Source organism: Streptomyces sp. RFCAC02 (assembly GCF_004193175.1).
Lineage (GTDB): Bacteria > Actinomycetota > Actinomycetes > Streptomycetales > Streptomycetaceae > Streptomyces.
Genome location: NZ_SAUH01000001.1, coordinates 2,069,611 through 2,090,398, shown reverse-complemented (window position 1 = coordinate 2,090,398; position 20,788 = coordinate 2,069,611). Strand labels below are relative to the sequence as shown.

Genomic DNA, 20,788 nt, shown 5'->3' with positions numbered 1-20,788 from the left:
GTGGTGCGCATCGGAATCGGAAGCTGGCGGATGCCCGTCGTTGGGCGGCTCAGGTCAGGCCGGCTGCGTGGAGGAGGTAGGCCGTCATCGGTTCGTAGAAGCGCGGGTTCGCCACGTGGTCGTCCAGGGGGACGCAGAGGGTGAGGGTGCCCTCGGCCTCGCCCAGGAAGAGAGCGGGGTCGTTGGAGTCGGCGTAGCCGATCGTCTCGATGCCCGCCTGGGCCGCGCAGCCGGCCCAGCCGTGGTCGGCGATCACGAGGTCGGGCAGCTCCTCGCCCTCCAGCGGGAGGGCCGTCAGGATCTCCGCCATCGGGCGCGGCGAGTGCGTGTGCCACAGCGACGCGCCCCGCTCGTACATCGCCACGCCGGCGAGCTGCGCGACGACGCCCTCGTCGGCCGTGAGCCCGAGGGGCACGCCCACCATGTCGCAGCCGGCGGCCTCCAGCGCGGCGGCGGTGGCGGCGTGCACGCCGAGCAGGCCGCCGGGGTGGCCCGTGGCGACGAGGACGCGGCGGCGCTCGTCGGCCGCCTTGCGCAGGAGCGCGGCCGTGCGGTCCAGGGCGTCCACGGTGAGGGCCGGGTCGATGGTGTCCTGCCCGTGGCGGTGCTCGGGGTCCTCGTTGACGCCGCAGCGCTCGGCCATGACGGCGAGGACGTCCTGCTCGTCGGTCCAGCGGTCGCCGAGTTCGAGGCCGAGCCAGAAGTAGGCGTTGCCGTTGGCGAGTTCGCGGTAGTGGGAGAGGTTGTTCTCCCGGGGGGTGGCGACGTCGCCCGCGATCCGTGTCAGAACCAGGTGTTCGATCAATTCCGAACGAGTGGGTACGGGCGTGGTCGGCATACGGTCAGTATCGCCCGGGGATCGTCATTCCGGCGGGGGCGTCGCCGAGCTGTGACCTCCCCTTTCACGGGCCGTGGCCCGGTGCGCGGTGACGATCCCGGCGGCCGCGAGCGCCGCCGTCACCGCTCCGGTGACGAGGACCGGCATCGCGGTGAACGTACCGGCGAGTACGAGCAGCGCGGCCACGGGGAAGCGCGCGCCCACGCCCAACCCCTGCGCGACATGGTGCGGGCGCAAGTGCAGCGCCCACAGCGTGACCAGGTAGATGGCGACGGGCACCGTGAGGGTCGCCGCAGCGGTTGTGTTGGGTATGTGGGCGTGGTGGGTCACGTGGTCCACGTTGACGGCCAGTCCGGCTCCCACGGCTGCGGCCGCACCGAAGATCAGGTAGTGGCCGTACCCCCAGATGAAGCCCGTGCGGGTGGAGGTCAGGATCCGGGCGGCGGGTTTGGCGAAGTAGAGCCACCACATGGAGAAGACGGTCAGCAGGCCGCCGCCCGCCAGGACGTAGAGGTCACCGGTGGCCTCCTCAGCGTCGATGGCCCTGCGGACGGCCGTAGTGGCGGACAGGATGGATTCGCCGAGCACGATCATGGTGAACAGCCCGTAGCGTTCGGCGATGTGCTCCGCGTGCCACGGTGTGTGGCTGCGGCGTTCACTCAGCAGGGGGACGCTCAGGTCGAGGGCGGCGAGCAGGGGGAAGACGGGCAGTTGCGCGTCGGCCGGCACGATCAGCCAGACCGCCCACAGGGCCTGCACGACGACGAGGCCGCCCGCGAACCGGAGGGCCGTCGAGCGTCCCGCCGCGTCGCCGTGGGCGGCCCGCAGCCACAGCGAGATGGCGGCCAGCCGCATGACCGTGTAGCCGACGACGATTCCCGCGAAGTCGCCGTCCCCGTACGCCCGCCGTACGCCCGCCGCCAGGATGAGCGCGCCGGTGATCGTCACGAGCGCGGCCAGCCGGTACGGCACGTCGTCCGTGTCGTAGGCGGAGGCGAACCAGGTGAACCCCATCCAGGCCCACCAGATCGCGAAGAAGCAGGTCAGGAAACCGGTGAGGGCGGTGGTGAGGTGGTCGTCGGCGAGGAAGTGGTGCAGTTCGGTGGACACCTGGGCGACGGCGACGACGAAGCAGAGGTCGAAGAACAGCTCCAGCGGTGTGGAGGTCCGGTTCTCCTCGGCCGTGTCGCGGGCCGCCATCGGGCGGTGCCAGGGGTGGTGCGCGGCCATGCGGCCCCCGTGGGGCGGGAGTGCGGCGGCCGGCCGGCGGGAAGCCGGCCGGCCGGGGACGCCGGGGTGGCTCAGGCGCGGCGGGTGACCCGCTGGACCAGGCGGCCCGCGGAGCCCCGTACGCGGTCACCGCGCCGGCGGGCGACGGAGGCGGGGTTCACCTTGTCGGCGAGCCTGCCGAGGTCACGGCCGAGCCGTTCCCGGGTGGCCGTGATCTCGGCCTTCAGCCGGTCGGAGTCCGACCGGTGGGATGACGTGCCCATTGCGCGTCCTCCTTCAGTGTGTCGACGGTCTTCGTCGGAGCCGGGGAGAAGCTGCGCATGCGCGCCCGGCCCTTCGTGAACAGCACGAGGCCGACCACGGCCCAGAACGCCGCCACGATCAGCGCCGCCCACACCTCGTCCATGACATGGGCGAGGGCGAACATGCCGGCCAGCGAGACGAAGACCACCACCAGGTAGCCCGCGAAACCGGCGCCGCCGAACATGCCGGCGGACGTGCCGGCCTTGGTGGCCTCCTCGCGGATCTCGGCCTTGGCCAGCGCCGTTTCCTGACGGAACAGCGTCTCGACGTCGGACGTGACGTCGGACAGCAACTCGCCGACCGACGGGTCCCGCGTGGGCGAGTACCGCGACATGTCAGACCTCCAGGGACTCAGGTGCTCTTCGGGCCATGCGCCCGGCGAGTAACCAGCCCTCGGGGGTCCGAAACGGGCGGATCAACTGATGGAGGCCCCTGGGGGCGGAGTGCGCTGTCAGCGGTAGGCGTCGCGACGGTGCGCCACTTCGACCACGGTGATGTTCACCCGCTGCCGGTTGATCTCGTAGATCACGCGGTATTCGCCCCGTCCTTGGTGTGCTCGGCGAGCAGGTCCTCCAGGGAGACACGCGTCCCGTCGTCCACGGGGCGCTCCCGGGCGGCGAATCGCCGATCAACCTCCTCCTCCGCGGCTTCGTAGTCCTCCATGGACACCACGGCGGCGATCGGCTTGCCGTGCCGGGTGATCACCGTCACCCCGCCCGCGGCCGAGCGCGTCAACACAGGGCCGAGCACGGCAGGCAGGTCGGCTTCGTCCACGCGGTCAGGCAGATCGGGTTCCACGCTCATGCTACGAACCGTAGCGTCCCGAACACTGCGCGGCGAGGGTGCTCAGGGCCTCCGCTTCTCAGCGATGGTCGGAAACGTGGCCGAGGAACGAGGTCCAAGCGGGAGTGGTGAAGGTGAGGACGGCCCCGGCGCGGTTCTTGGTGTCGCGCACGGGGTGAAGCCCGGCGACGTTGAACGCGACCTCGACGCAGTCGCCACCAGTCTCGTTCGAGTAGGAAGACGTCCGCCACGAGGCGGTCTTCAGGTCGGAGTCCTTGATCACGCGCGTTCGTAGTCCTTCACGATCGACTCCATGAAATCCCGCGATGCCTTGGGAGAGAGGGCGGTGGCCCGGGCGTAATCGTAGTCCTTGCTGAACTGGGCGATTATGGCTGGCGAATCGATCACGTGGCCCGTGTGGGTCGTCTCCGTGTAAGCCGCTGGTGGTGCGCCCTCGAAGGTCATGAGGATCAGGTTCTGGGACACCAGCGGGAACGGACCCTCGGAGAAAGGGACGACCTGCAGGGTGACCCGGCGGTTGCGTTGGCTGACATCGATGAGGTGCTGAAGCTGCTCAACCATCACGTTGTTGCCACCGACCGGGGTGCGGAGAGCTGCCTCGTGCACGATGGACCACAGCTCTGGCCCTGTCGGGGAGTCAAGCCGTCTTTGCCGTCCGATTCGGCCGGAGGCCAGCCTGTTGATCTCCTCCGGGGTAGCGAGCGGCATTCCGGCGCTCATCAGCCCGCGCGCGTAGGGAAGGGTCTGGAGCAATCCTGGTACGACCATCGGCGAGTACTGCCGCATGGTCAGCGCCGTCTCCTGTAGTTCCGCGACCACTAGGAAGTAGTCGGCGTGTGGCTCCGCCTCGAGTGCCAGGCGGCAGAGGCGTTGCATGTGCTTGCCGCTTTCGAAGAGGTCGTCGAACTGCTTTGACGTGTCCATCTGGGGACGTCGTACCGCCGTCTCGAACTGCCCGATGTACGTGCCGGAGCAGAACACCTGAAGGCCCAGTTCGTGCTGCGACAGCCCCGCCTGTTCGCGGAGGCGGCGCAGTTCGGCGCCGTAGAAGGCGCGGGGTGACGAGAAGGCGTCGAGGTCTTTCGGGCGAACCAATGGCCAACGCTCCTTCGCCGCAGGGAGTCTGCTGGGTCGAACCCTCTGGCGGAGTCTAGCCGCGCACGGTCACGCTGTGAGTGCGGAAAGTCATTCCGCACCGGTACGAGAGAAGGGGATCCTCCCTCCATGAACAGCGGAGCGATCGGGCGCAAGCCCTCCACCGAGGCGTACGACGCGGCCCTCCTGGCCGTGGACGAGCTGAGCGCCGCGCTCAAGGGCGTCGATCTGGCGCTGCCGTCACTCGGCGTCGACCTGGTGTCCGCCACCTCCCGGTTCTCCACGCGGCCGCTCATCGAGCTGGGCCGGTGCAACCTGGAGACCGCGCTGGAGCTGGCCGCCGTCCTGCGGGTCGCGGGGGCGGTCAAGACGGGCGAGATCGGGTGAGGTGAGCCGGGGCGCGCCGGGCGTACGAGCGGCGCCCGGTGCCCCGGCGTTCGGTTGCCCGCGTCACCGGGGAGTGTTGCGGTGGGATGAAACGGCCGGTCGGCGGTGTTGGTCCGGGCGTGGGCGAGGCGACGGGAGGCACAGCGGTGGCACGAGCACCAGGCGGCGGCGGATGGATCCGGCGGCTCACCGCGTACTGCTGGCGTTACCGCCGCAACCTGCTCCTGTCGGTCGGCTCGTCGCTGATCGGCATGGCCGTCATGGCGCTGATGCCGCTCATCACGCGCACGATCATCGACGACGTGGTGGCGGGCGGCGAGGGCGGCCTCGCCGGGTGGATCGCACTCATGGTCGCGGGCGCCGTCGTCGTGTACGTGTTGACGTTCATCCGCCGGTACTACGGCGGGCGGCTGGGGATCGACGTGCAGCACGATCTGCGCACGGAGATGTTCCGCACGATCACGCGACTGGACGGGCGTCGGCAGGACCAGCTCAGCACCGGGCAGGTCGTGGGGCGCGCCACCAGCGACCTCCAGCTCATCCAGGGCCTGCTCTTCATGATGCCGATGACCATCGGCAACCTCATGCTGTTCGCGGTCTCCCTCGTCGTCATGATCACGCTGTCCCCGCTGCTGACACTGGTGGCGCTCGCCGTCGTGCCCGCGCTGTGGTGGATCACCGCCCGCACCAGGAAGCGCCTGTTCCCCGCCACCTGGCACGCGCAGGCGAAGGCCGCCGACGTGGCGGGCGTCGTGGACGAGGCGGTCACGGGCGTGCGGGTCGTGAAGGGCTTCGGGCAGGAGGAGCAGGAGACGGGGAAGCTGCGGGCCGTCGGCCGGGAGCTGTTCGCGGCGCGGCTGCGGGGCGTACGGCTGGGGGCGCGGTACTCGCCCGCGCTCCAGGCCGTACCGGCGCTCGGGCAGGTGGCGATGCTGGCGCTCGGCGGCTGGATGGCGACGCGGGACCAGATCACGCTGGGCACGTTCGTCGCGTTCTCGACGTACCTGGCGCAGCTCGTCGGTCCGGTCCGCATGATGACCGTGATCGTCACCATGGGGCAGCAGGCCAGGGCGGGCGTCGAGCGCGTCCTGGAGCTGATCGACACGGAGCCGGAGATCCGGGAGGACCCGGACGCCCGCACGCTGCCCGCCGACGCGCCGGCGACCGTGGAGTTCGACCGGGTGAGCTTCGGCTACGGGACCGGCGACGGTGCGCGTCCCGTGCTGCATGAGCTGTCGCTGCGGATCGACCCCGGGGAAACCCTCGCTGTGGTGGGGCGTTCTGGGAGCGGAAAGTCGACGGTGTCGCTGCTGCTGCCGCGTTTCTACGATCCCGACAGTGGGGTCATCCGCGTGGGCGGCGAGGACATCAAGCACCTCACGTATGACTCGCTGCGTACGGCCATAGGGCTGGTGCCGGAGGACTGCTTCCTGTTCTCCGACACGATCCGCGCCAATCTCGCCTACGGGCATCCGGAGGCGAGCGACGAGCAGGTGCGGGCCGCCGCACGGGCGGCGCAGGCGGACGGGTTCATCCGCGCGCTGCCCGACGGGTACGACACGGTCATCGGCGAGCAGGGACTCACCCTCTCCGGCGGCCAGCGGCAGCGCGTGGCCCTGGCGCGCGCCATACTGACCGATCCCCGGCTGCTGATCCTGGACGACGCCACGTCGGCCGTCGACGCGCGTGTGGAGCACGAGATCCACGGGGCGCTGCGGTCCGTCATGGCCGGGCGTACGACGCTCCTGATCGCGCACCGGCAGTCCACACTGCAGCTCGCGGACCGCATCGCGGTGCTGGACGGCGGGCGGCTCGTGGACACCGGTACGCACGCGGAGCTGGTCGCGCGGTGCGACGAGTACCGGGAGCTGCTGGCCGACCCGGGCGAGCTGGGCGGCGTTGAGCGCGACCCGGCGGGTGCCGCAGGCGGCGACGGGGACGACGCCGAGTCCGATGGCGGGGTGACACCGGAGCTGTGGGACCGCGGTAGTGACGCGGCGCGGGAGGCGGACGTACGGCGCTCCGCCGCGATGACGCCGCCGTCGCCCGACCTCGCGGACCGGATAGCGGAGCTGCCACCGGCCACCGACACGCCGGGCGTGGACGAGGAGCGGGCCGCCCGCGCGGAGGCCGGCGGATACGGGCTGCGGCGTCTCCTCGGCGGGCTGGGCCGGCCGCTGCTGGTGGCGCTCGCGCTGGTCGTGGCGGACGCCATCGGGTCGCTCGCCGTCCCGATCCTGATCCGGCAGGGCATTGACGAGGGCGTGCAGCGTGCCGCGCTCAGCGGGGTGTGGACGGCGGCGTGGATCGCGCTCGCTGTGGTCCTCGCGCAGTGGGCCGCGCAGTACGGCTCCCTGCTGGTGATCGGGCGTACTGGTGAGCGCGCGCTGTACTCCCTGCGCATCAAGATCTTCGCCCAGCTCCAGCGCCTCGGGCTCGACTACTACGAGCGCGAGCTGTCCGGCCGGATCATGACGCGGATGACCACGGACGTGGACGCGCTCACCTCGTTCCTCCAGACCGGGCTGGCCCAGGCCCTGGTCGCGGTGCTGACGTTCTTCGGCATCATGGGCGTGCTCATAGCGCTCGACGGGCAGCTCGCGCTGGTGGTGCTGGCAACGCTGGTGCCGCTGGTGGCGGGCACGGTGGTGTTCCGCCGGCACAGCACGCGGGCGTACGAGCTGGCGCGGGAGCGCGTCAGCGGAGTGAACGCCCACCTGCAGGAGTCCGTGGCGGGGCTGCGGATGGTGCAGGCGTTCCGGCGGGAGCGGGACGGGTACGAGCGTTTCGCCGAGCGGTCCGACGGCTACCGGCAGGCGCGGGTGCACGGGCAGTGGCTGATCTCGGTGTACTTCCCGTTCGTGCAGCTTCTCGCGACGCTGGCGACGGCGGGCGTGCTCGTCGTCGGCGCGGGGCGCGTGGGGGACGGGACGCTGACGGCGGGCGCGCTGGTCGCGTACCTGCTGTACATCGAGCTGTTCTTCGCGCCGGTGCAGCAGCTCTCGCAGGTCTTCGACGGCTACCAGCAGGCCACGGTGTCGCTGCGGCGCATCCAGGAACTCCTCGCCGAGGAGTCCACCACGCCCGTGGCCCCCGACCCGGCCGGGGTGGGGCGGCTGCGCGGGGAGCTGGTCTTCGAGGGAGTCAGGTTCCGGTACGGGGGCGCTGACGAGGAGGCGCTGTCCGGCGTCGACCTGCGGATCGAGGCGGGGCAGACCGTGGCGTTCGTCGGTGAGACGGGCGCGGGCAAGTCGACCCTCGTCAAGCTCGTCGCGCGGTACTACGACCCGACCGCCGGGGCGGTGCGGGTGGACGGCACGGACCTGCGTGACCTCGACCCGACCGCGTACCGGCACCGGCTGGGCGTCGTACCGCAGGAGGCGTACCTCTTCGCCGGGACGGTCAGGGACGCCATCGCCTACGGGCGGCCGGACGCGACGGACGCCGAGGTGGAGGCGGCGGCCAGGGCCGTGGGGGCGCACCGCATGATCGGCGCGCTCGACGGGGGCTACCTGCACCCGGTGGCCGAGCGCGGGCGCAACCTGTCGGCGGGGCAGCGGCAGCTCATCGCGCTCGCCCGCGCGGAACTGGTGGGTCCCGACATCCTGCTGCTCGACGAGGCGACGGCGGCGCTCGACCTCGCCACGGAGGCCCTCGTCACGCGGGCCACGGACCGGCTCGCCGGCAGCCGGACGACACTGGTCGTCGCCCACCGGCTGACGACGGCGGCGCGGGCGGACCGGGTCGTCGTGCTCGACCACGGGCGGGTCGTGGAGGACGGGACGCACGCGGAGCTGGTCGCGGCGGGCGGGCGGTACGCGCGGCTGTGGCGGACGTACGCGGGCGAGGAGGACGCCGGCGGGGACGGCGGGCACGAGCTGGCGCGGGTCGGGGGCTGAGCGGCGCGGACGGAACTCAGGTGCGGCCCTCGTCCTCCTGCGCGTCGTGCAGGGTCGGGGAGTCCGTGCCCCAGTCGGCGAGGAGGACGGGGAAGCCGGCGCGCCGGTAGGCGGCACACACGTCGGGGTCGTCGTCCACGACCAGGGAGACCGTGCGGCGCGCGGCGAGGCGGCCGAGGAGCAGCGGCTTCGTGACGCGGGCCGGGCGGCGGTCGTCCGCGCCGCGCATGAGGAGGCGTCCTGGCGGCAGGCCGTGGCGGGTGAGCCAGTCCTCGGTGTCGGCGCGGCAGCGCTCGGGGCGGCCGGTGACGTAGGCGATCTCGTCGGTGGCGGCGCGCTCGGTGGCGAGGGTGACGCCCTCCGGGAAGGGCGGGTCGTGGGGCGCGGCGCGGAAGAAGGCGTCCCAGTCCTTCGGGGGCCGGCGGACGTGGTGGAGGCGGTGCCGCGCGTCGGCGAGGGTTCCGTCGAGGTCGAACACGGCGAGGGGGCGCGCGCTCCCGGCCGCCCGCGCGGTCACCGCGCCGCGGCCGTGGTCCCGTCGCCGCCGCCCTCGTCGTGGGAGCCGGGGTCGGCGGACCAGCGGGCCATGACGGACTGGGGGTCGCCGGTGCCGACCTCGGAGAGGAAGGACGCGGCGCGCGGGCCGGTCAGCGCGGCGGCCGGGGCACCCCGGCGGGTGATGGCGACCGTGCCGTCGGGACGGACGTCGTAGGCGAAACCTTCGGGGACGGAGGCGGGCGCGGGTTCCGGTGCGGCGGACATGGCAGAACGTTACGGCGCGCGCTGCTTCCGCGCATCTCGCGCCGTCCTGCGCGCCCCTGCACGCCCTTGCGGTTGTCAGTGGGCGGCCTTACGGTGAGGCCATGATTACTTTCCGTTACATCGGTCGGGGTCTTCGTCACTCGGGGTGGAGGTCGCGGTGGTTCCGGGGGCTATGCCGGGGTGTGCGCGGGTCCGTCGCCGACGAGGGTCGCCAGGTGGGTGTCGACGGTCTGCACGCGTCCGGCGGGCGGCGGCGTGGCCGGATCCCACCAGTGGATGGCCGAGATCTCGTCGGTCGGCTCGTACGGCAGGGGGGCGTCCGTGTGCGCCGTGAAGACCGCGCCGCGCAGCACGCGCCGGTCCGGGAGCGAGGTCCGTGCGAAGCCGGCGAAGGCCAGCGCGTCCGGGGCGATCCGCTGCCCCGACTCCTCCCACAGCTCGCGCGCCGCAGCCCGCCGCGGGGTCTCGCCCGGCTCGACACCGCCGCCGGGCAGCTCCCAGCAGTCGCGGTGGCGCACATGGACGAGCAGGAGACGGCCCGCGTGCCGCAGCACGACCAGGCAGTAGCCGACCGGATCGGAGGTGAACTCCGCGTCTTCCGGCAGGCGTTCGAAGGCGAGGAGGCGCATGCCGAGAGGGCCGGTCGCCAGGGGCGCGGTCAGGTCGTCCGTCATACGGCCGAGCCTACGACCGCGGCCACCTCCCCGCCGGTGGTCGGGAGTTCGGCCCAGATCGTCTTGCCGCCCGGTGTCTGCCGGGTGCCCCACCGGTCGGTGAGCTGCGCCACGATGAACAGGCCCCGCCCGTTCTCGTCCATGCTCCGGGCACGGCGCAGATGCGGTGAGGTGCTCGACGTGTCCGACACCTCGCAGATCAGCGACCGCTCGCGGATGACCCGGAGCTGGATCGGGCCGCCCGCGTGCCGGATCGCGTTGGTGACCAGTTCGCTGATGACCAGCTCGGTGGTGAACACGGCCTCCTCAAGACCCCATTCCCGGAGCCGGCCCGTCACCAGCTCGCGGGCGCGGCCCACCGAGGACGGATCACCCGGCATGTCCCAGGTGGCGACGTGCGACGCGTCCAGGGCACGGGTCCGCGCCAGCAGGAGGGCCACGTCGTCGGTGGGGCCGCCGGGCAGCATGCTCTTCAGCACGGAGTCGCAGGCGAGCTCCAGCGTCGGGGCCGGCTCGGTCAGCGCCCGGCGCAGCCGGACCATTCCCTCGGCCATGGTGCCCCGGGCGTCGTGGGCACCGCCGTCTCCGTCCGGGGCGGGGCCGCCCTCGTCGCCCGGCGTCCGGACGCGGTCGTGCCCGCCGTCCTGGTCGCCCCGGCCGTCGGGAGCGGTGGAGGGGGCGTCGTCCCGGTGCCGATCCGGGGCCGGGGGGCGGTCGCCGCCCGGCGGCGTCCCGGGCGGGCGCCGCACGAGCTCCGGGTCACCCGAGCTGAGAAGGCCCTTGGTGTACAGGACGAGGAGGCTGCCCTCCGGGAGGGAGACCCGCGTCGACTCGAACGGCAGGCCGCCCAGGCCGAGCGGCGGGCCGGCCGGGACATCGATGAACTCCACCCGCCCGTCCGGCAGCACCGTCGCCGGAGCGGGGTGCCCCGCCCTGGCCACCGTGCAGGTCTTCGACACCGGGTCGTACACCGCGTACAGGCAGGTCGCGCCGATCTCGCCGCGCGCCTCCTCCTGGCCGGTCTCCGCCCGCAGCCGGATCAGCACGTCGTCCACATGCGTCAGCAGTTCGTCGGGAGGGAGGTCGATGTCGGCGAGGGTCCGGACGGCGGACCGCAGACGCCCCATGGTGGCGGAGGCGTACAGCCCGTGGCCGACGACATCGCCCACGATCAGGGCCACCCGAGCGCCGGAGAGCTGGATGACGTCGAACCAGTCGCCGCCCACCCCCACCCCGGCGGTCGCCGGCAGGTAGCGGGTGGCCACCTCGACCGCCGACACGTCCGGGAGCCGGCGCGGGAGGAGGCTCTGCTGGAGCGTCAGCGAGGTGCGGTGCTCATGGGTGAACCGGCGGGCGTTGTCCACGCACACCGCGGCCCGCGCGCCGATCTCCTCGGCCAGCAGCACATCGTCGCTGTCGAACGGCCGCTGCTGCCGGTGCCGCACGAAGATGGCGACACCGAGCGGGGTGCCCCGGGCCAGCAGCGGCACGGCGATCGCCGAGTGGAAGCCGTACTGGCGGGCCTTGACCGCCCGCCGGTCGTCCCGGGTCAGCCACTCGCCCGTGTCGTCGCCGCTCGACAGGTTCGTCAGGACGGCGCGGCCCTGCATCAGGCTCTGCGTCAGAAGGGAGGATTCGGGGTAGATGGCGGTGGCCCCCGGCCGCAACACCGCCTCGGGGGTGTCGCCGAGCACGGAGCGCTGGGCGACGCGCCGCAGCTCGACGGGACCGTCCACCGGACCAGGGGGCGGCTCGTCGCCGCCCAGCACGCCCTCGAAGAGGTCGACGGCCATGAAGTCGGCGAAGCCGGGCACCGCCACCTCGGCCAGTTCCCAGGCGGTGCGGTCCACGTCCAGCGTCGCCCCGATGCGGGTACTGGCGGCGCTCAGCAGCCGCAGCCGGTCCCGGGCCACCATCAGGCGGCCGATGCGCTCCTCCTTCTCCAGCCGGATGCGGCAGACGACCAGCCCCACGACGGAGGTGATGGCCACCAGGCCGATCGCCAGGACACGACTGAAAGGAGCCAGATGGTCGATGACCAGCCCATAGGTCACGGACATGGCGGCCACGGTCACCAGGACCACGATCAGGGTCTGGCGCAGCGGGAGCAGCGCCCCCGCCACGAGAGGAGCGAGCAGGGAGTAACCGGCCAGACGGGGCGCCCCTGCCTGTGCCGCCCAGACCTGCGCGACGGAGATCAGCACGACGTAGACCATCAGGAGGGTGAACACACCCATCCTCGTGTGCGGTCCTTGTCGTGGGGAAGCCACCTGGGGCACCTCCCGGCCGGGGGGCATGGCCGTTCACGCGGTCGTGCGGGCCGGGTGGCCCTCCGGTCCACCGTAACCGCGCCCGCACCACCGGGCGACACAAGCGGGCACGGAGGGTGGCCGGCCGGCCCGCCCCCGGGTCACTGCCTGACGGCGATCAGTTCGTTGTCGGAGCTGAAGCCCAGCCGCAGGCCGCCGTCCCGGCCGGCGAGCGGGTAGACGTCCGTGGGCGCCCGGTCCGGCACGTCGCCGCCGATGCGGCCGACCGGGACGGCCGTGCCGTCCGGCGTGAGCAGCCGCACCGTCCACGCGCCGGCCGCCGGGAGGCCCGTGAGCGGGAAGCACAGCTTGAGCCGACCGGGTGGCTCGGTCCCGTCGGCGCCCATGGCGGGGCCGTCGTGCCCCGGTGCGTCCAGGACGGACACGGCCACCTCGATGTCGTCCGCCAGGATCTCGGCGGAGGGCGTGCCGCCGGCGGTCGCCGTGTCCTCGGCGGGCGCGTCGTGGGCGCTCTCGCCGGCGGGGTCCGGGAGGTCGAACGCGGCGGCGTCGAGGGCCGGGTCGTCGAGGGCCGGGGAGGAGTCGTCGGCGGGTGTGTCGGGATCCGCCGGGGTGTCGGAGGCCGCCGTCTCCGGTGCGGCGGGCTTGGGGACGAAGGGCCGCCCGGCCGCCACCGCCGTCAGTTCGCCGGGCTTGCAGTCGGTGAGGCCGAGCACGGTGACCGTGACGCTCGCGGTGTCCGGACCCGTCTCGACCCGCTCGACCTCCGCGTGGACCGGTCGCAGCCAGGTGCGGAGCGTCAGGTTGCCGTACTTCGTCGGGTAGGGCAGCCAGGCGGAGACGCCGTCCTCCGTCACGCGGGGCCGGGAGTGGACGAGCGCCGCCCGCTCCACGACCTCGGCCAGCACGCGCTTCCCCTTCGGGGGGAGGAACACGTCCCAGCGCCCCTCCGGCAGCGGGCGCTCGGCCGGATCGATCCTCGCGGTCAGCGTCGTGCCCTCGGCGGTCAGCGGGACGCTGATCTCGCGCTCCTGCGGGTCGTTGCGCAGCCGCAGCAGCAGGCCCTCCGCCGGACGGGAACCGCCCGGGAGCGAGATCGTCACCGTGCCGTCCGAGTCGCTCACGGTGCGGGCGAGGTTGGCCGGGCGGCGGGCCGGCTTGGCCGCCTTGCCGGCGGCCGGCAGCGGCGCCGCCGTCGGGGTGGCGGTGGCCGGGCGGCCCATGCGGGAGCGCAGCCGGCTCACCAGGCTGCGTGACGCGGCCGCCTGCCGGGTCCGCTTCGACCACAGGGAGGTGAACAGCTTCTCGTACCGCTGGGCGATGGGGTCGGGCTCGTAGGCCAGCGCCTTGCGCAGGCCGCGCGCGCCCATCCGCCGGCGGCGGCTGTCGTCCTTCATCAGGGCGCGCAGGGACTCCGCGTACGCCTCGGGGCCGCCCTCCATCGGGACGAGCAGCCCGTCCTCGCCCGGCGTGATGATCTCGCGCGGGCCGTACCGGCAGTCCCGGGCGATGACCGGGATGCCGCAGGCCATCGCCTCCACGATCGTCAGACCGAACGACTCGGCGTCCGAGGTGACGGCCGCGATGGACCCCTTGGCCCACTCCGTCTCGATGGGGGACGTCGGCCCCATGAGGCGTGCCTGGCCGCTCAGCCCGTGGTGCTCGATGCGCTCGCGCAGCGCGCCGTGGACGGTGCCGCGGCCGTAGATGCGCAGCTCCCAGTCCGGGAACTCGGGGGCGATCAGGGCGAACGCGTCGACCAGCAGGTCGTAGCGCTTGACCGGGACCAGGCGGCCGGCGGCCACGATGATGCGGTTGTCACCGGTCGACGGGGTGACGCGCGCGGGCAGGGACGTGTTGGGGATGCACAGGACACGGCAGGCCGAGCCCTCGGGCCGGACCTCCCGGTAGACGTCGGCGTCGGCCTTCGACACGGTCACCCACGCGTCGAGCACCCCCATGGCCGCGCGGTGGATCTCCTGGGCGCGGGCGCCCTGGGTCAGGTACGACTGGTGCTCCTGGCCGACGCGCAGGTACCGGTCCGGGTTGCCGTGGCGGGCGAGATCGTCGACCAGCGAGGGCCGGGTGGCTATCACCACGTCCGTGTCGACCTCGCGGAGGTAGGCGGCCAGCCGCGCGTCCGCCTCCTCGGGCGTGGCCTCGCGGTACCCCGTGAGCGGGAGCACGGTGACCCGGTGGTCGAAGGGCAGGTTGAGGCGCTTGCGCGTCTGGATCCTGCTGGCCACGGTGACCTGGTGGCCACGGGCGGCGAGGGCACCGGACAGGTTGGCGACGGAACGGATGGCGCCGCCGATGCCGTACGCGGTATTGATGAGAAATGTAATGTCCATGGTGCCCCCCTGGTAAATAACTCGTGAAAGCTCCCCCAAGGTTGACACGCGGTAGTCACCGATGGTTGTACGGGAGTGCCGGAACGTGGAGTGACGTATGTCTCACGTACGGGGACGGGTGACCGGCCGGCGGAGGGTGCCGCTTGCCTGTGGTGATGGCTCTACGCGTCGGCCGTGAGCTGCCGACTCCTCGGTCGAAGCCCAACGGAATCGGGCGAGGAGCTTCGCAGTATCCGCCTGATGGATGGGGCATGCCCGCGTCCGGGCGTGCTCAAGCCGGCCGGCGGGGTCCTCTGGACGGAGGGGAGCCCCGGCGGTGGCGCGTGTGTGTCACGCCTTCTCCGGTGGAGGCGCCGTGGAGAAGCGGGGGACGAGCGTCGTCGGGCAGGTGATGACGCCGTCCGCCGGGGCCTTGTCGTGCCCCAGCGCGAGGCGGCCCGCGTGCGCGCCCGCCTCCTGGAGCGGTACGCGGACCGTCGTGAGGGAGGGCGTGATGTCGGCGGCGAACGGCAGATCGTCGAACCCGGCCACCGACACGTCCTCGGGGACACGAAGGCCGCGGTCCCGGAAGGCGGCGCAGACGCCGAGGGCGACCGTGTCGTTGGCCGCGATGACGGCGGTCAGGCCCGGCTCGCGGTCCAGCAGGGCGATCGCGCCGTCGTACCCGGCGGCACGGTCGTAGGCCCCGTGGACGATCAGCCGCTCGTGGCCGCCGGCGAGCCCGGCGGCGGCCAGGGCCGCACGGTGGCCTTCGAGACGGTGCCGCGTGGTGGTCCGGGCGGCCGGCCCCGCGAGATAGCCGATCACCCGGTGCCCCAGGCCGAGGAGGTGCTCGGTGAGGCGGCGGGCGCCGCCCCGGTTGTCGAACGTCAGGGTGACCGGCCCCGGCTCCGGCAGCGGCGGCCTGCCGCACAGCACGACCCGGGCGCCCGCGGCCGCCAGCCGGCGCAGGCGCGCGGACAGCGCCGCGGTGTGCTCCTCGTCCTCGACCGCGCCGCCGGTGAGGACCACGGCGGCCGCGCGCTGGCGCTGCAGGAGGGTGAGGTAGGTCAGCTCCCGTTCGCGGGAGCCGCCGGTGTTGCACACGATGGCCATCCTCGGCCCCGGTCCCGCGTCGCCGTCACCGCCGGGACCGAGCTGCGCCTGCACCGCGCCCGCCATGATGCCGAAGAAGGGGTCGGCGATGTCGTTGACCAGGACGCCGACCAGGTCGGACGAGGCGGCGGCGAGGGCGCTGGCCGGCCCGTTGACGACGTACTCCAGCTCCTCGACGGCGCGCAGGACGCGGGCGCGGGTCGTGCCGGCGACCGGGTAGTTGCCGTTGAGCACACGGGAGACCGTGGCCGCCGACACGCCCGCCCGGGCCGCCACATCCGCCAGCGTCACTGACATGCCTTCGCTCCCACACTTGTCCGGGCCGGTGGGGAGAGGTTAGCTTCTTCCCGCATAGAAAGCGCTTACTCCCCCCGTGGAAGGCACACGCATGGCCGCACGCAGGACCGTCAGGATCGCCATGAACGGCGTCACCGGACGCATGGGTTACCGTCAGCACCTGGTCCGCTCGATCCTCGCCATCCGCGAACAGGGCGGCGTGGACCTGGGCGACGGCACCGTCATCTGGCCCGAGCCGGTGCTCGTCGGCCGCCGCGAGCACGCGCTGCGCGAACTCGCCGCGCGGCACGGCCTCGGCGAGGACGCGGTGTCCACCGACGTCGACGCCGTCCTCGCCGACGACTCGGTCGACATCTACTTCGACTCCCAGATCACCCTCGCCCGCGAGGAGGCCATCGCGAAGGCGATCGCCGCGGGCAAGCACATCTACACGGAGAAGCCCACCGCCACCGGCCTCGACGGCGCGCTGCGCCTCGCGCGGCAGGCGCAGGAGGCGGGCATCAAGCACGGCGTGGTGCAGGACAAGCTGTTCCTGCCGGGCCTGCTGAAGCTGAAGCGGCTCATCGACGGCGGCTTCTTCGGCCGGATCCTCTCGGTGCGCGGCGAGTTCGGCTACTGGGTGTTCGAGGGCGACTGGCAGGAGGCGCAGCGCCCGTCGTGGAACTACCGTGCCGAGGACGGCGGCGGCATCGTCGTGGACATGTTCCCGCACTGGGAGTACGTGCTGCACGAGCTGTTCGGCCGCGTGGAGAGCGTCCAGGCCGTGACGCGGACCCACATCCCGCAGCGCTGGGACGAGCGGGGCAAGCCGTACGAGGCGACGGCGGACGACTCCGCGTACGGCATCTTCGAGCTGGCCGGCGGCGCCGTCGCGCAGATCAACTCCTCCTGGTCGGTGCGCGTGAACCGCGACGAGCTGGTCGAGTTCCAGGTGGACGGCACGGAGGGCTCGGCCGTCGCCGGCCTGCGGAAGTGCCGCGTCCAGCACCGGTCGGCGACCCCCAAGCCGGTGTGGAACCCCGACCTGCCCGCCACCGAGGTCTTCCGCGACCAGTGGCAGGAGGTCCCGGACAACGGCGAGTTCGAGAACGGCTTCAAGGCGCAGTGGGAGCTGTTCCTGCGGCACGTCGTGCTGGACGAGCCCTACACCTGGGACCTGCTGGCGGGCGCGCGGGGCGTGCAGCTCGCCGAGCTGGGTCTCACGTCGGCGGCCGAGGGCCGGCGGCTGTCCGTGCCCGAACTGTCCCTGTGAAGCCCCGGCACCCCGCGACCCGACAGGAGCGAACCCCGACATGATCCGACTGCCGGACGCGACCGGCGCGCTGCGCGCGTACACACCCCGCGCGGAATCCGCCGTCCTCGCCGCGGGCGGGCCGCCCCTGGTCTCCCGCACGGTCTTCTCCGCCGCCCACGTGGTGGCCGACCCGTTCGCCGACACGACCCCCGACAGCCCGGCAGCGGTGGACTGGGACGCGACCCTCGCGTTCCGCCGCCACCTGTGGTCGCACGGCCTCGGCGTGGCGGAGGCCATGGACACCGCGCAGCGCGGCATGGGCCTCGACTGGGCCGGCGCCGCCGAACTGATCCGCCGCTCCGGCGCCGAGGCCAGGGCCGTCGGCGGCCTGATCGCCTGCGGCGTCGGCACGGACCAGCTCACCACCGCCACCTCGCTCGACGAGGTCAGGGCGGCCTACGAGGAGCAGCTCGCCGTCGTCGAGGAGACCGGCGCGCAGGCCATCATCATGGCGTCACGGGCGCTGGCCGCCGTCGCGGCCGGCCCCGAGGACTACCTGGAGGTCTACGGGCACCTGCTGCGGCAGGCGTCGGAGCCGGTGATCCTGCACTGGCTCGGTCCGATGTTCGACCCGGCCCTGGAGGGCTACTGGGGCTCGGCCGACCTGGACGCCGCGACCGGCACCTTCCTCGACATCATCGCCGAGCACCCCGACAAGGTGGACGGCGTCAAGGTGTCGCTGCTGGAGGCGCGGCGCGAGGTGGAGCTGCGCCGCCGCCTGCCGAAGGGCGTGCGCTGCTACACCGGCGACGACTTCAACTACCCGGAGCTGATCGCGGGCGACGAGCAGGGCTTCAGCCACGCGCTGCTCGGCATCTTCGACCCGCTGGGGCCGCTCGCCGCCCAGGCCGTACGGACGCTCGACACCGGCGACGTGGCCGCCTTCCGGGCGGCGCTCGACCCGACCGTCCCGCTGTCGCGGCACCTCTTCCGGGCGCCGACCCGCTTCTACAAGACGGGCGTGGTGTTCCTGGCCTGGCTGGCCGGCCACCAGGACCACTTCACGATGGTCGGCGGCCTGCAGTCGGCACGTTCCCTGGCGCACCTCGCGCGCGCCTACGAACTCGCCGACGGCCTCGGCCTCTTCCCCGACCCCGCGCTCGCGGAGTCCCGCATGGCACGCCTGCTGGCGGTGCACGGAGTGGAGCAGTGACGATGACGACCACGGACACGACGGACCTCGCCGGGTTCTCGATCAACCAGCGGACCGTCAAGCAGCTCGCGCTCCCCGAGCTGGTGGAGGGCCTGACGGCGCACGGCGTGCCGGGCGTCGGCCTGTGGCGCGAGCCGGTGCAGGAGTACGGCGTGGCGGCGGCCGCCCGCCTGGTGCGCGACGCCGGGCTCGCCGTGACTACCCTGTGCCGCGGCGGCTTCCTCACCGCCGTCGACCCGGCTGCCCGGGCCGCCGCCCTGGACGACAACCGGGCCGCCGTCGACGAGGCCGCCGCCCTCGGCACGGACACCCTCGTCCTCGTCTCCGGCGGTCTCCCGGACGGCGACAAGGACCTCGCCGGGGCGCGCGAGCGGATCGCCGACGCGCTCGCCGAACTCGCCCCGTACGCGGGTGAGCGCGGCGTGCGCCTGGCGATCGAGCCGCTGCACCCGATGTTCGCCTCCGACCGCTGCGTCGTCTCGACGCTCGCGCAGGCCCTCGACCTGGCGGAACGTTTCCCCGCCGAGCAGGTCGGCATCGTCGTGGACACCTACCACCTGTGGTGGGACGACACGGTCGGCGCCGGCATCCGGCGGGCCGGCGAGGGCGGCCGCATCCACATCTTCCAGCTCGCCGACTGGATCACGCCGCTCCCCGAGGGCGTGCTGAACGGCCGGGGGCAGATCGGCGACGGCTCGGTCGACATGCGGTGGTTCAGGGACGAGGTGGCGAAGGCCGGTTACACGGGTCCGGTGGAGGTGGAGATCTTCAACGAGGACCTGTGGGCGCGGGACGGGCGGGAGGTCATCGCCGAGACCGCCGCGCGGTACCGCGCGCACGTGCTCTGAGCCCCACCGCCCCGGGCGGCGGGCGCTCAGGGGCGCAGACGGGCGAGGACCCGCTCGTCCACGGGGTAGGGGCGCTCGGCGGGCAGCAGCCGCCGGGCGCCTTCCGTGTCCCCGGCGCGCACCCGTGCGTGGACGGCGCGCGCGAGCGGCGTGACGTCGGTGACCGAGACGATCCACTCGTCGGCGTACCGGCGCGCCGCCTCCCCGGTGAGGCCGAGCTGGAGCGAGCGGTGGGGGAGCGGACCGAGGCGCAGGTCGCGCTCGGGGTCCCACTGCACCCGCGCCGGGGAGCGGGTCAACTCCCGCTTCCACGAGCCGCGGTCGCCGTGGAGCGCGGGCACGTGCCTGGACAGGCACGCGTGCCGCAGCGCCCACGCGAAACCGTCGCGGGTGATCTCGACGGCGAGGACCGTCTCCTGGTCCTGCTTCGTGCCCCAGCCGCAGCGGTGCATCATCCAGAGGAACGACGGCTTGACCCAGGTCATGCGGGTCCGCCGCCAGGTGGCGGGGAAGCGGCCGTCGCGTGCCGCCGGCCGGCCGATCGCGGGGGCGTACGCCTGGTACACGGTGATCGTCGCATCCGTGTGGAGGGCGCGTACGCGGTACTCGGGCTCCTGCTCGTCCACGGGACCAGGGTGATCGCCGCCGTCCGGACGCGCCATCGGATTACCGGAACGGCCCGCCGCGCGCCGGGGCTCCGGCGAGGAGCACCGGCGCACGCGCACCGGGCGGATCAGCCGAGGCTGCCTTCCAGCGAGTCGAACTGCTCCGCCAGCTCCGGGTCGGTGAACTCGCCGTCGCCGTCCATGAACTGGGTGAAGTCCTCGGTGACGCCGGACGCCCAGGTGACGCGGATGGTGCCCGAGTCGTCGCTCGTCACCTCGCCCGTCATGCCGGTGCGCTCGTTCTCGCCCTGGACGCAGGACTCCAGCGTGATGTGGCCCTGCTCGCCGAGGGTGCCGGTGCAGGTGTTGCCCGTGCCGCTGCCGTCGTCCATGTAGACGACCATGACGTCCGTGAAGCTCAGGACGGGCGAGGTCTCCGGGGTGTCGATGCCCGCCGACCACAGGCCCTGGAGGGCGTCCGACGCCGGGATGCCCGAGAAGTCGCCGCCGCCGGCGTCCTCCTCGGTACCGGTGCCCTCCTCGCCGCCGGCCTCCTCCGTCGCCCCGTCGCCCGAGTCGTCCGTGCTCTCCGAGCCGCCGGACTCCGCAGCGGAGGTGTCGCTGCCCGACGCGTTGTCGTCGCTGTCGCTGTCGTCGCCGCAGGCGGTCAGGGAGAGGGCGGTCACGGCGGCCACGACGGGCAGCGCGAGCCGTATTGCCTTGCGCATGTGAATCCTTGGTGAATGGGACATGACCGGGGCAGCCTAGGGAACCGCCGGGTGCGACAGCGGTCGCGTTACCCACTTGCGGCAATAGTGGCCCGATTGTTGCCGTCGGGGGCGGTATCGGCGGGTGTCCGAAGTCCGGCGCGCGTGTCTGTGGT

At 73.0% G+C, this 20,788-nt stretch carries 20 protein-coding genes; 5 read left to right on the top strand and 15 right to left on the bottom strand.

The window, feature by feature from the left end; genetic code table 11:
* Nucleotides 1-49: 49 nt before the first annotated feature.
* The 7 genes from EMA09_RS09490 to EMA09_RS09455 all read right to left on the bottom strand — a co-directional run bounded on the left by EMA09_RS09490 (nucleotide 50) and on the right by EMA09_RS09455 (nucleotide 4,270).
* Complete coding sequence (locus tag EMA09_RS09490) at nucleotides 50-838, bottom strand: phosphatase (protein ID WP_129840628.1); 789 nt, start codon at nucleotides 836-838, stop codon at nucleotides 50-52.
* 24 nt (nucleotides 839-862) lie between these two features.
* Entirely contained in the window at nucleotides 863-2,068 is a 1,206-nt protein-coding gene (locus EMA09_RS09485) for a low temperature requirement protein A (protein ID WP_129840627.1), read from the bottom strand.
* Between the two features lie 71 nt (nucleotides 2,069-2,139).
* Nucleotides 2,140-2,331, bottom strand: a complete 192-nt coding sequence (locus tag EMA09_RS09480; protein ID WP_129840626.1) for a DUF3618 domain-containing protein — start codon at nucleotides 2,329-2,331, stop codon at nucleotides 2,140-2,142.
* Entirely contained in the window at nucleotides 2,292-2,705 is a 414-nt protein-coding gene (locus EMA09_RS09475; protein WP_129840625.1) for a phage holin family protein, read from the bottom strand. The genes EMA09_RS09480 and EMA09_RS09475 overlap by 40 nt, the downstream gene beginning before the upstream one ends.
* Before the next feature lie 191 nt (nucleotides 2,706-2,896).
* Nucleotides 2,897-3,175, bottom strand: coding sequence for a type II toxin-antitoxin system prevent-host-death family antitoxin (locus tag EMA09_RS09465; RefSeq protein ID WP_129840624.1), 279 nt, complete (start codon nucleotides 3,173-3,175; stop codon nucleotides 2,897-2,899).
* 58 nt (nucleotides 3,176-3,233) lie between these two features.
* The gene (locus EMA09_RS09460) at nucleotides 3,234-3,437 is read right to left on the bottom strand and encodes a DUF397 domain-containing protein (RefSeq protein ID WP_346655819.1); all 204 of its coding nucleotides are present in this window, start codon (nucleotides 3,435-3,437) and stop codon (nucleotides 3,234-3,236) included.
* On the bottom strand, nucleotides 3,434-4,270 hold the full coding sequence (locus EMA09_RS09455) for a helix-turn-helix transcriptional regulator (RefSeq protein ID WP_129840623.1): 837 nt from the start codon (nucleotides 4,268-4,270) through the stop codon (nucleotides 3,434-3,436). Before EMA09_RS09455 ends, EMA09_RS09460 begins: the two co-directional genes overlap by 4 nt.
* Nucleotides 4,271-4,399: 129 nt before the next feature.
* Here EMA09_RS09455 and EMA09_RS09450 point away from each other — a divergent pair, with 129 nt between their 5' ends.
* Both EMA09_RS09450 and EMA09_RS09445 read left to right on the top strand, forming a co-directional pair.
* Nucleotides 4,400-4,657, top strand: a complete 258-nt coding sequence (locus tag EMA09_RS09450; protein WP_129840622.1) for a hypothetical protein — start codon at nucleotides 4,400-4,402, stop codon at nucleotides 4,655-4,657.
* Between the two features lie 146 nt (nucleotides 4,658-4,803).
* Nucleotides 4,804-8,556 (top strand): ABC transporter ATP-binding protein, encoded by a 3,753-nt coding sequence (locus tag EMA09_RS09445; protein WP_240796326.1) that lies wholly within the window; start codon nucleotides 4,804-4,806, stop codon nucleotides 8,554-8,556.
* A 16-nt stretch (nucleotides 8,557-8,572) separates the two neighbouring features.
* Here EMA09_RS09445 and EMA09_RS09440 read toward each other — a convergent pair whose 3' ends face one another.
* From EMA09_RS09440 to EMA09_RS09410, 6 genes are all read right to left on the bottom strand, one after another.
* The gene (locus EMA09_RS09440; RefSeq protein WP_240796325.1) at nucleotides 8,573-9,073 is read right to left on the bottom strand and encodes a hypothetical protein; all 501 of its coding nucleotides are present in this window, start codon (nucleotides 9,071-9,073) and stop codon (nucleotides 8,573-8,575) included.
* The gene (locus EMA09_RS09435) at nucleotides 9,070-9,318 is read right to left on the bottom strand and encodes a hypothetical protein (protein ID WP_129840620.1); all 249 of its coding nucleotides are present in this window, start codon (nucleotides 9,316-9,318) and stop codon (nucleotides 9,070-9,072) included. The genes EMA09_RS09440 and EMA09_RS09435 overlap by 4 nt, the downstream gene beginning before the upstream one ends.
* Nucleotides 9,319-9,488: 170 nt before the next feature.
* Nucleotides 9,489-9,992 carry an NUDIX domain-containing protein gene (locus EMA09_RS09430; RefSeq protein ID WP_129840619.1) on the bottom strand — a complete coding sequence of 168 codons (504 nt, stop codon included), beginning with the start codon at nucleotides 9,990-9,992 and terminating at the stop codon, nucleotides 9,489-9,491.
* Nucleotides 9,989-12,229, bottom strand: coding sequence for a SpoIIE family protein phosphatase (locus tag EMA09_RS28925; RefSeq protein WP_240796324.1), 2,241 nt, complete (start codon nucleotides 12,227-12,229; stop codon nucleotides 9,989-9,991). The genes EMA09_RS09430 and EMA09_RS28925 overlap by 4 nt, the downstream gene beginning before the upstream one ends.
* Before the next feature lie 173 nt (nucleotides 12,230-12,402).
* Nucleotides 12,403-14,613 carry a glycosyltransferase gene (locus tag EMA09_RS09415; RefSeq protein ID WP_129840618.1) on the bottom strand — a complete coding sequence of 737 codons (2,211 nt, stop codon included), beginning with the start codon at nucleotides 14,611-14,613 and terminating at the stop codon, nucleotides 12,403-12,405.
* 330 nt (nucleotides 14,614-14,943) lie between these two features.
* Nucleotides 14,944-16,005, bottom strand: a complete 1,062-nt coding sequence (locus EMA09_RS09410; protein WP_129840617.1) for a LacI family DNA-binding transcriptional regulator — start codon at nucleotides 16,003-16,005, stop codon at nucleotides 14,944-14,946.
* 91 nt (nucleotides 16,006-16,096) lie between these two features.
* Between EMA09_RS09410 and EMA09_RS09405 the strand changes: the two genes are divergently transcribed.
* The 3 genes from EMA09_RS09405 to EMA09_RS09395 are packed head-to-tail and all read left to right on the top strand — an operon-like array spanning nucleotide 16,097 to nucleotide 19,300.
* Nucleotides 16,097-17,257, top strand: a complete 1,161-nt coding sequence (locus EMA09_RS09405; protein WP_129840616.1) for a Gfo/Idh/MocA family oxidoreductase — start codon at nucleotides 16,097-16,099, stop codon at nucleotides 17,255-17,257.
* Nucleotides 17,258-17,297: 40 nt separating this feature from the next.
* Nucleotides 17,298-18,452: a dihydrodipicolinate synthase family protein gene (locus EMA09_RS09400; RefSeq protein ID WP_129840615.1), complete on the top strand. Its 1,155-nt coding sequence runs from the start codon at nucleotides 17,298-17,300 to the stop codon at nucleotides 18,450-18,452.
* Nucleotides 18,453-18,454: 2 nt separating this feature from the next.
* A complete protein-coding gene (locus EMA09_RS09395) occupies nucleotides 18,455-19,300 on the top strand; it encodes a sugar phosphate isomerase/epimerase family protein (protein WP_129840614.1) in 846 nt (281 codons plus the stop codon).
* A gap of 26 nt (nucleotides 19,301-19,326) precedes the next feature.
* Here the strand turns inward: EMA09_RS09395 and EMA09_RS09390 are convergent, their stop codons facing one another.
* Both EMA09_RS09390 and EMA09_RS09385 read right to left on the bottom strand, forming a co-directional pair.
* Entirely contained in the window at nucleotides 19,327-19,962 is a 636-nt protein-coding gene (locus EMA09_RS09390; RefSeq protein ID WP_129840613.1) for a DUF4291 domain-containing protein, read from the bottom strand.
* 71 nt (nucleotides 19,963-20,033) lie between these two features.
* Nucleotides 20,034-20,633 (bottom strand): hypothetical protein, encoded by a 600-nt coding sequence (locus EMA09_RS09385; RefSeq protein ID WP_129840612.1) that lies wholly within the window; start codon nucleotides 20,631-20,633, stop codon nucleotides 20,034-20,036.
* Nucleotides 20,634-20,788 lie beyond the last annotated feature (155 nt).

Bases quoted from the DNA above. Each gene is read 5' to 3' on its own strand.
- EMA09_RS09480 (WP_129840626.1), bottom strand. From the start codon at position 2,331: ATGGGCACGTCATCCCACCGGTCGGACTCCGACCGGCTGAAGGCCGAG.
- EMA09_RS09465 (WP_129840624.1), bottom strand. From the start codon at position 3,175: ATGAGCGTGGAACCCGATCTGCCTGACCGCGTGGACGAAGCCGACCTG.
- EMA09_RS09395 (WP_129840614.1), top strand. From the start codon at position 18,455: ATGACGACCACGGACACGACGGACCTCGCCGGGTTCTCGATCAACCAG.
- EMA09_RS09410 (WP_129840617.1), bottom strand. From the start codon at position 16,005: ATGTCAGTGACGCTGGCGGATGTGGCGGCCCGGGCGGGCGTGTCGGCG.
- EMA09_RS09485 (WP_129840627.1), bottom strand. From the start codon at position 2,068: ATGGCCGCGCACCACCCCTGGCACCGCCCGATGGCGGCCCGCGACACG.
- EMA09_RS09490 (WP_129840628.1), bottom strand. From the start codon at position 838: ATGCCGACCACGCCCGTACCCACTCGTTCGGAATTGATCGAACACCTG.
- EMA09_RS28925 (WP_240796324.1), bottom strand. From the start codon at position 12,229: ATGGGTGTGTTCACCCTCCTGATGGTCTACGTCGTGCTGATCTCCGTC.
- EMA09_RS09390 (WP_129840613.1), bottom strand. From the start codon at position 19,962: ATGGCGCGTCCGGACGGCGGCGATCACCCTGGTCCCGTGGACGAGCAG.
- EMA09_RS09430 (WP_129840619.1), bottom strand. From the start codon at position 9,992: ATGACGGACGACCTGACCGCGCCCCTGGCGACCGGCCCTCTCGGCATG.
- EMA09_RS09450 (WP_129840622.1), top strand. From the start codon at position 4,400: ATGAACAGCGGAGCGATCGGGCGCAAGCCCTCCACCGAGGCGTACGAC.
- EMA09_RS09405 (WP_129840616.1), top strand. From the start codon at position 16,097: ATGGCCGCACGCAGGACCGTCAGGATCGCCATGAACGGCGTCACCGGA.
- EMA09_RS09475 (WP_129840625.1), bottom strand. From the start codon at position 2,705: ATGTCGCGGTACTCGCCCACGCGGGACCCGTCGGTCGGCGAGTTGCTG.
- EMA09_RS09415 (WP_129840618.1), bottom strand. From the start codon at position 14,613: ATGGACATTACATTTCTCATCAATACCGCGTACGGCATCGGCGGCGCC.
- EMA09_RS09435 (WP_129840620.1), bottom strand. From the start codon at position 9,318: ATGTCCGCCGCACCGGAACCCGCGCCCGCCTCCGTCCCCGAAGGTTTC.
- EMA09_RS09400 (WP_129840615.1), top strand. From the start codon at position 17,298: ATGATCCGACTGCCGGACGCGACCGGCGCGCTGCGCGCGTACACACCC.
- EMA09_RS09385 (WP_129840612.1), bottom strand. From the start codon at position 20,633: ATGCGCAAGGCAATACGGCTCGCGCTGCCCGTCGTGGCCGCCGTGACC.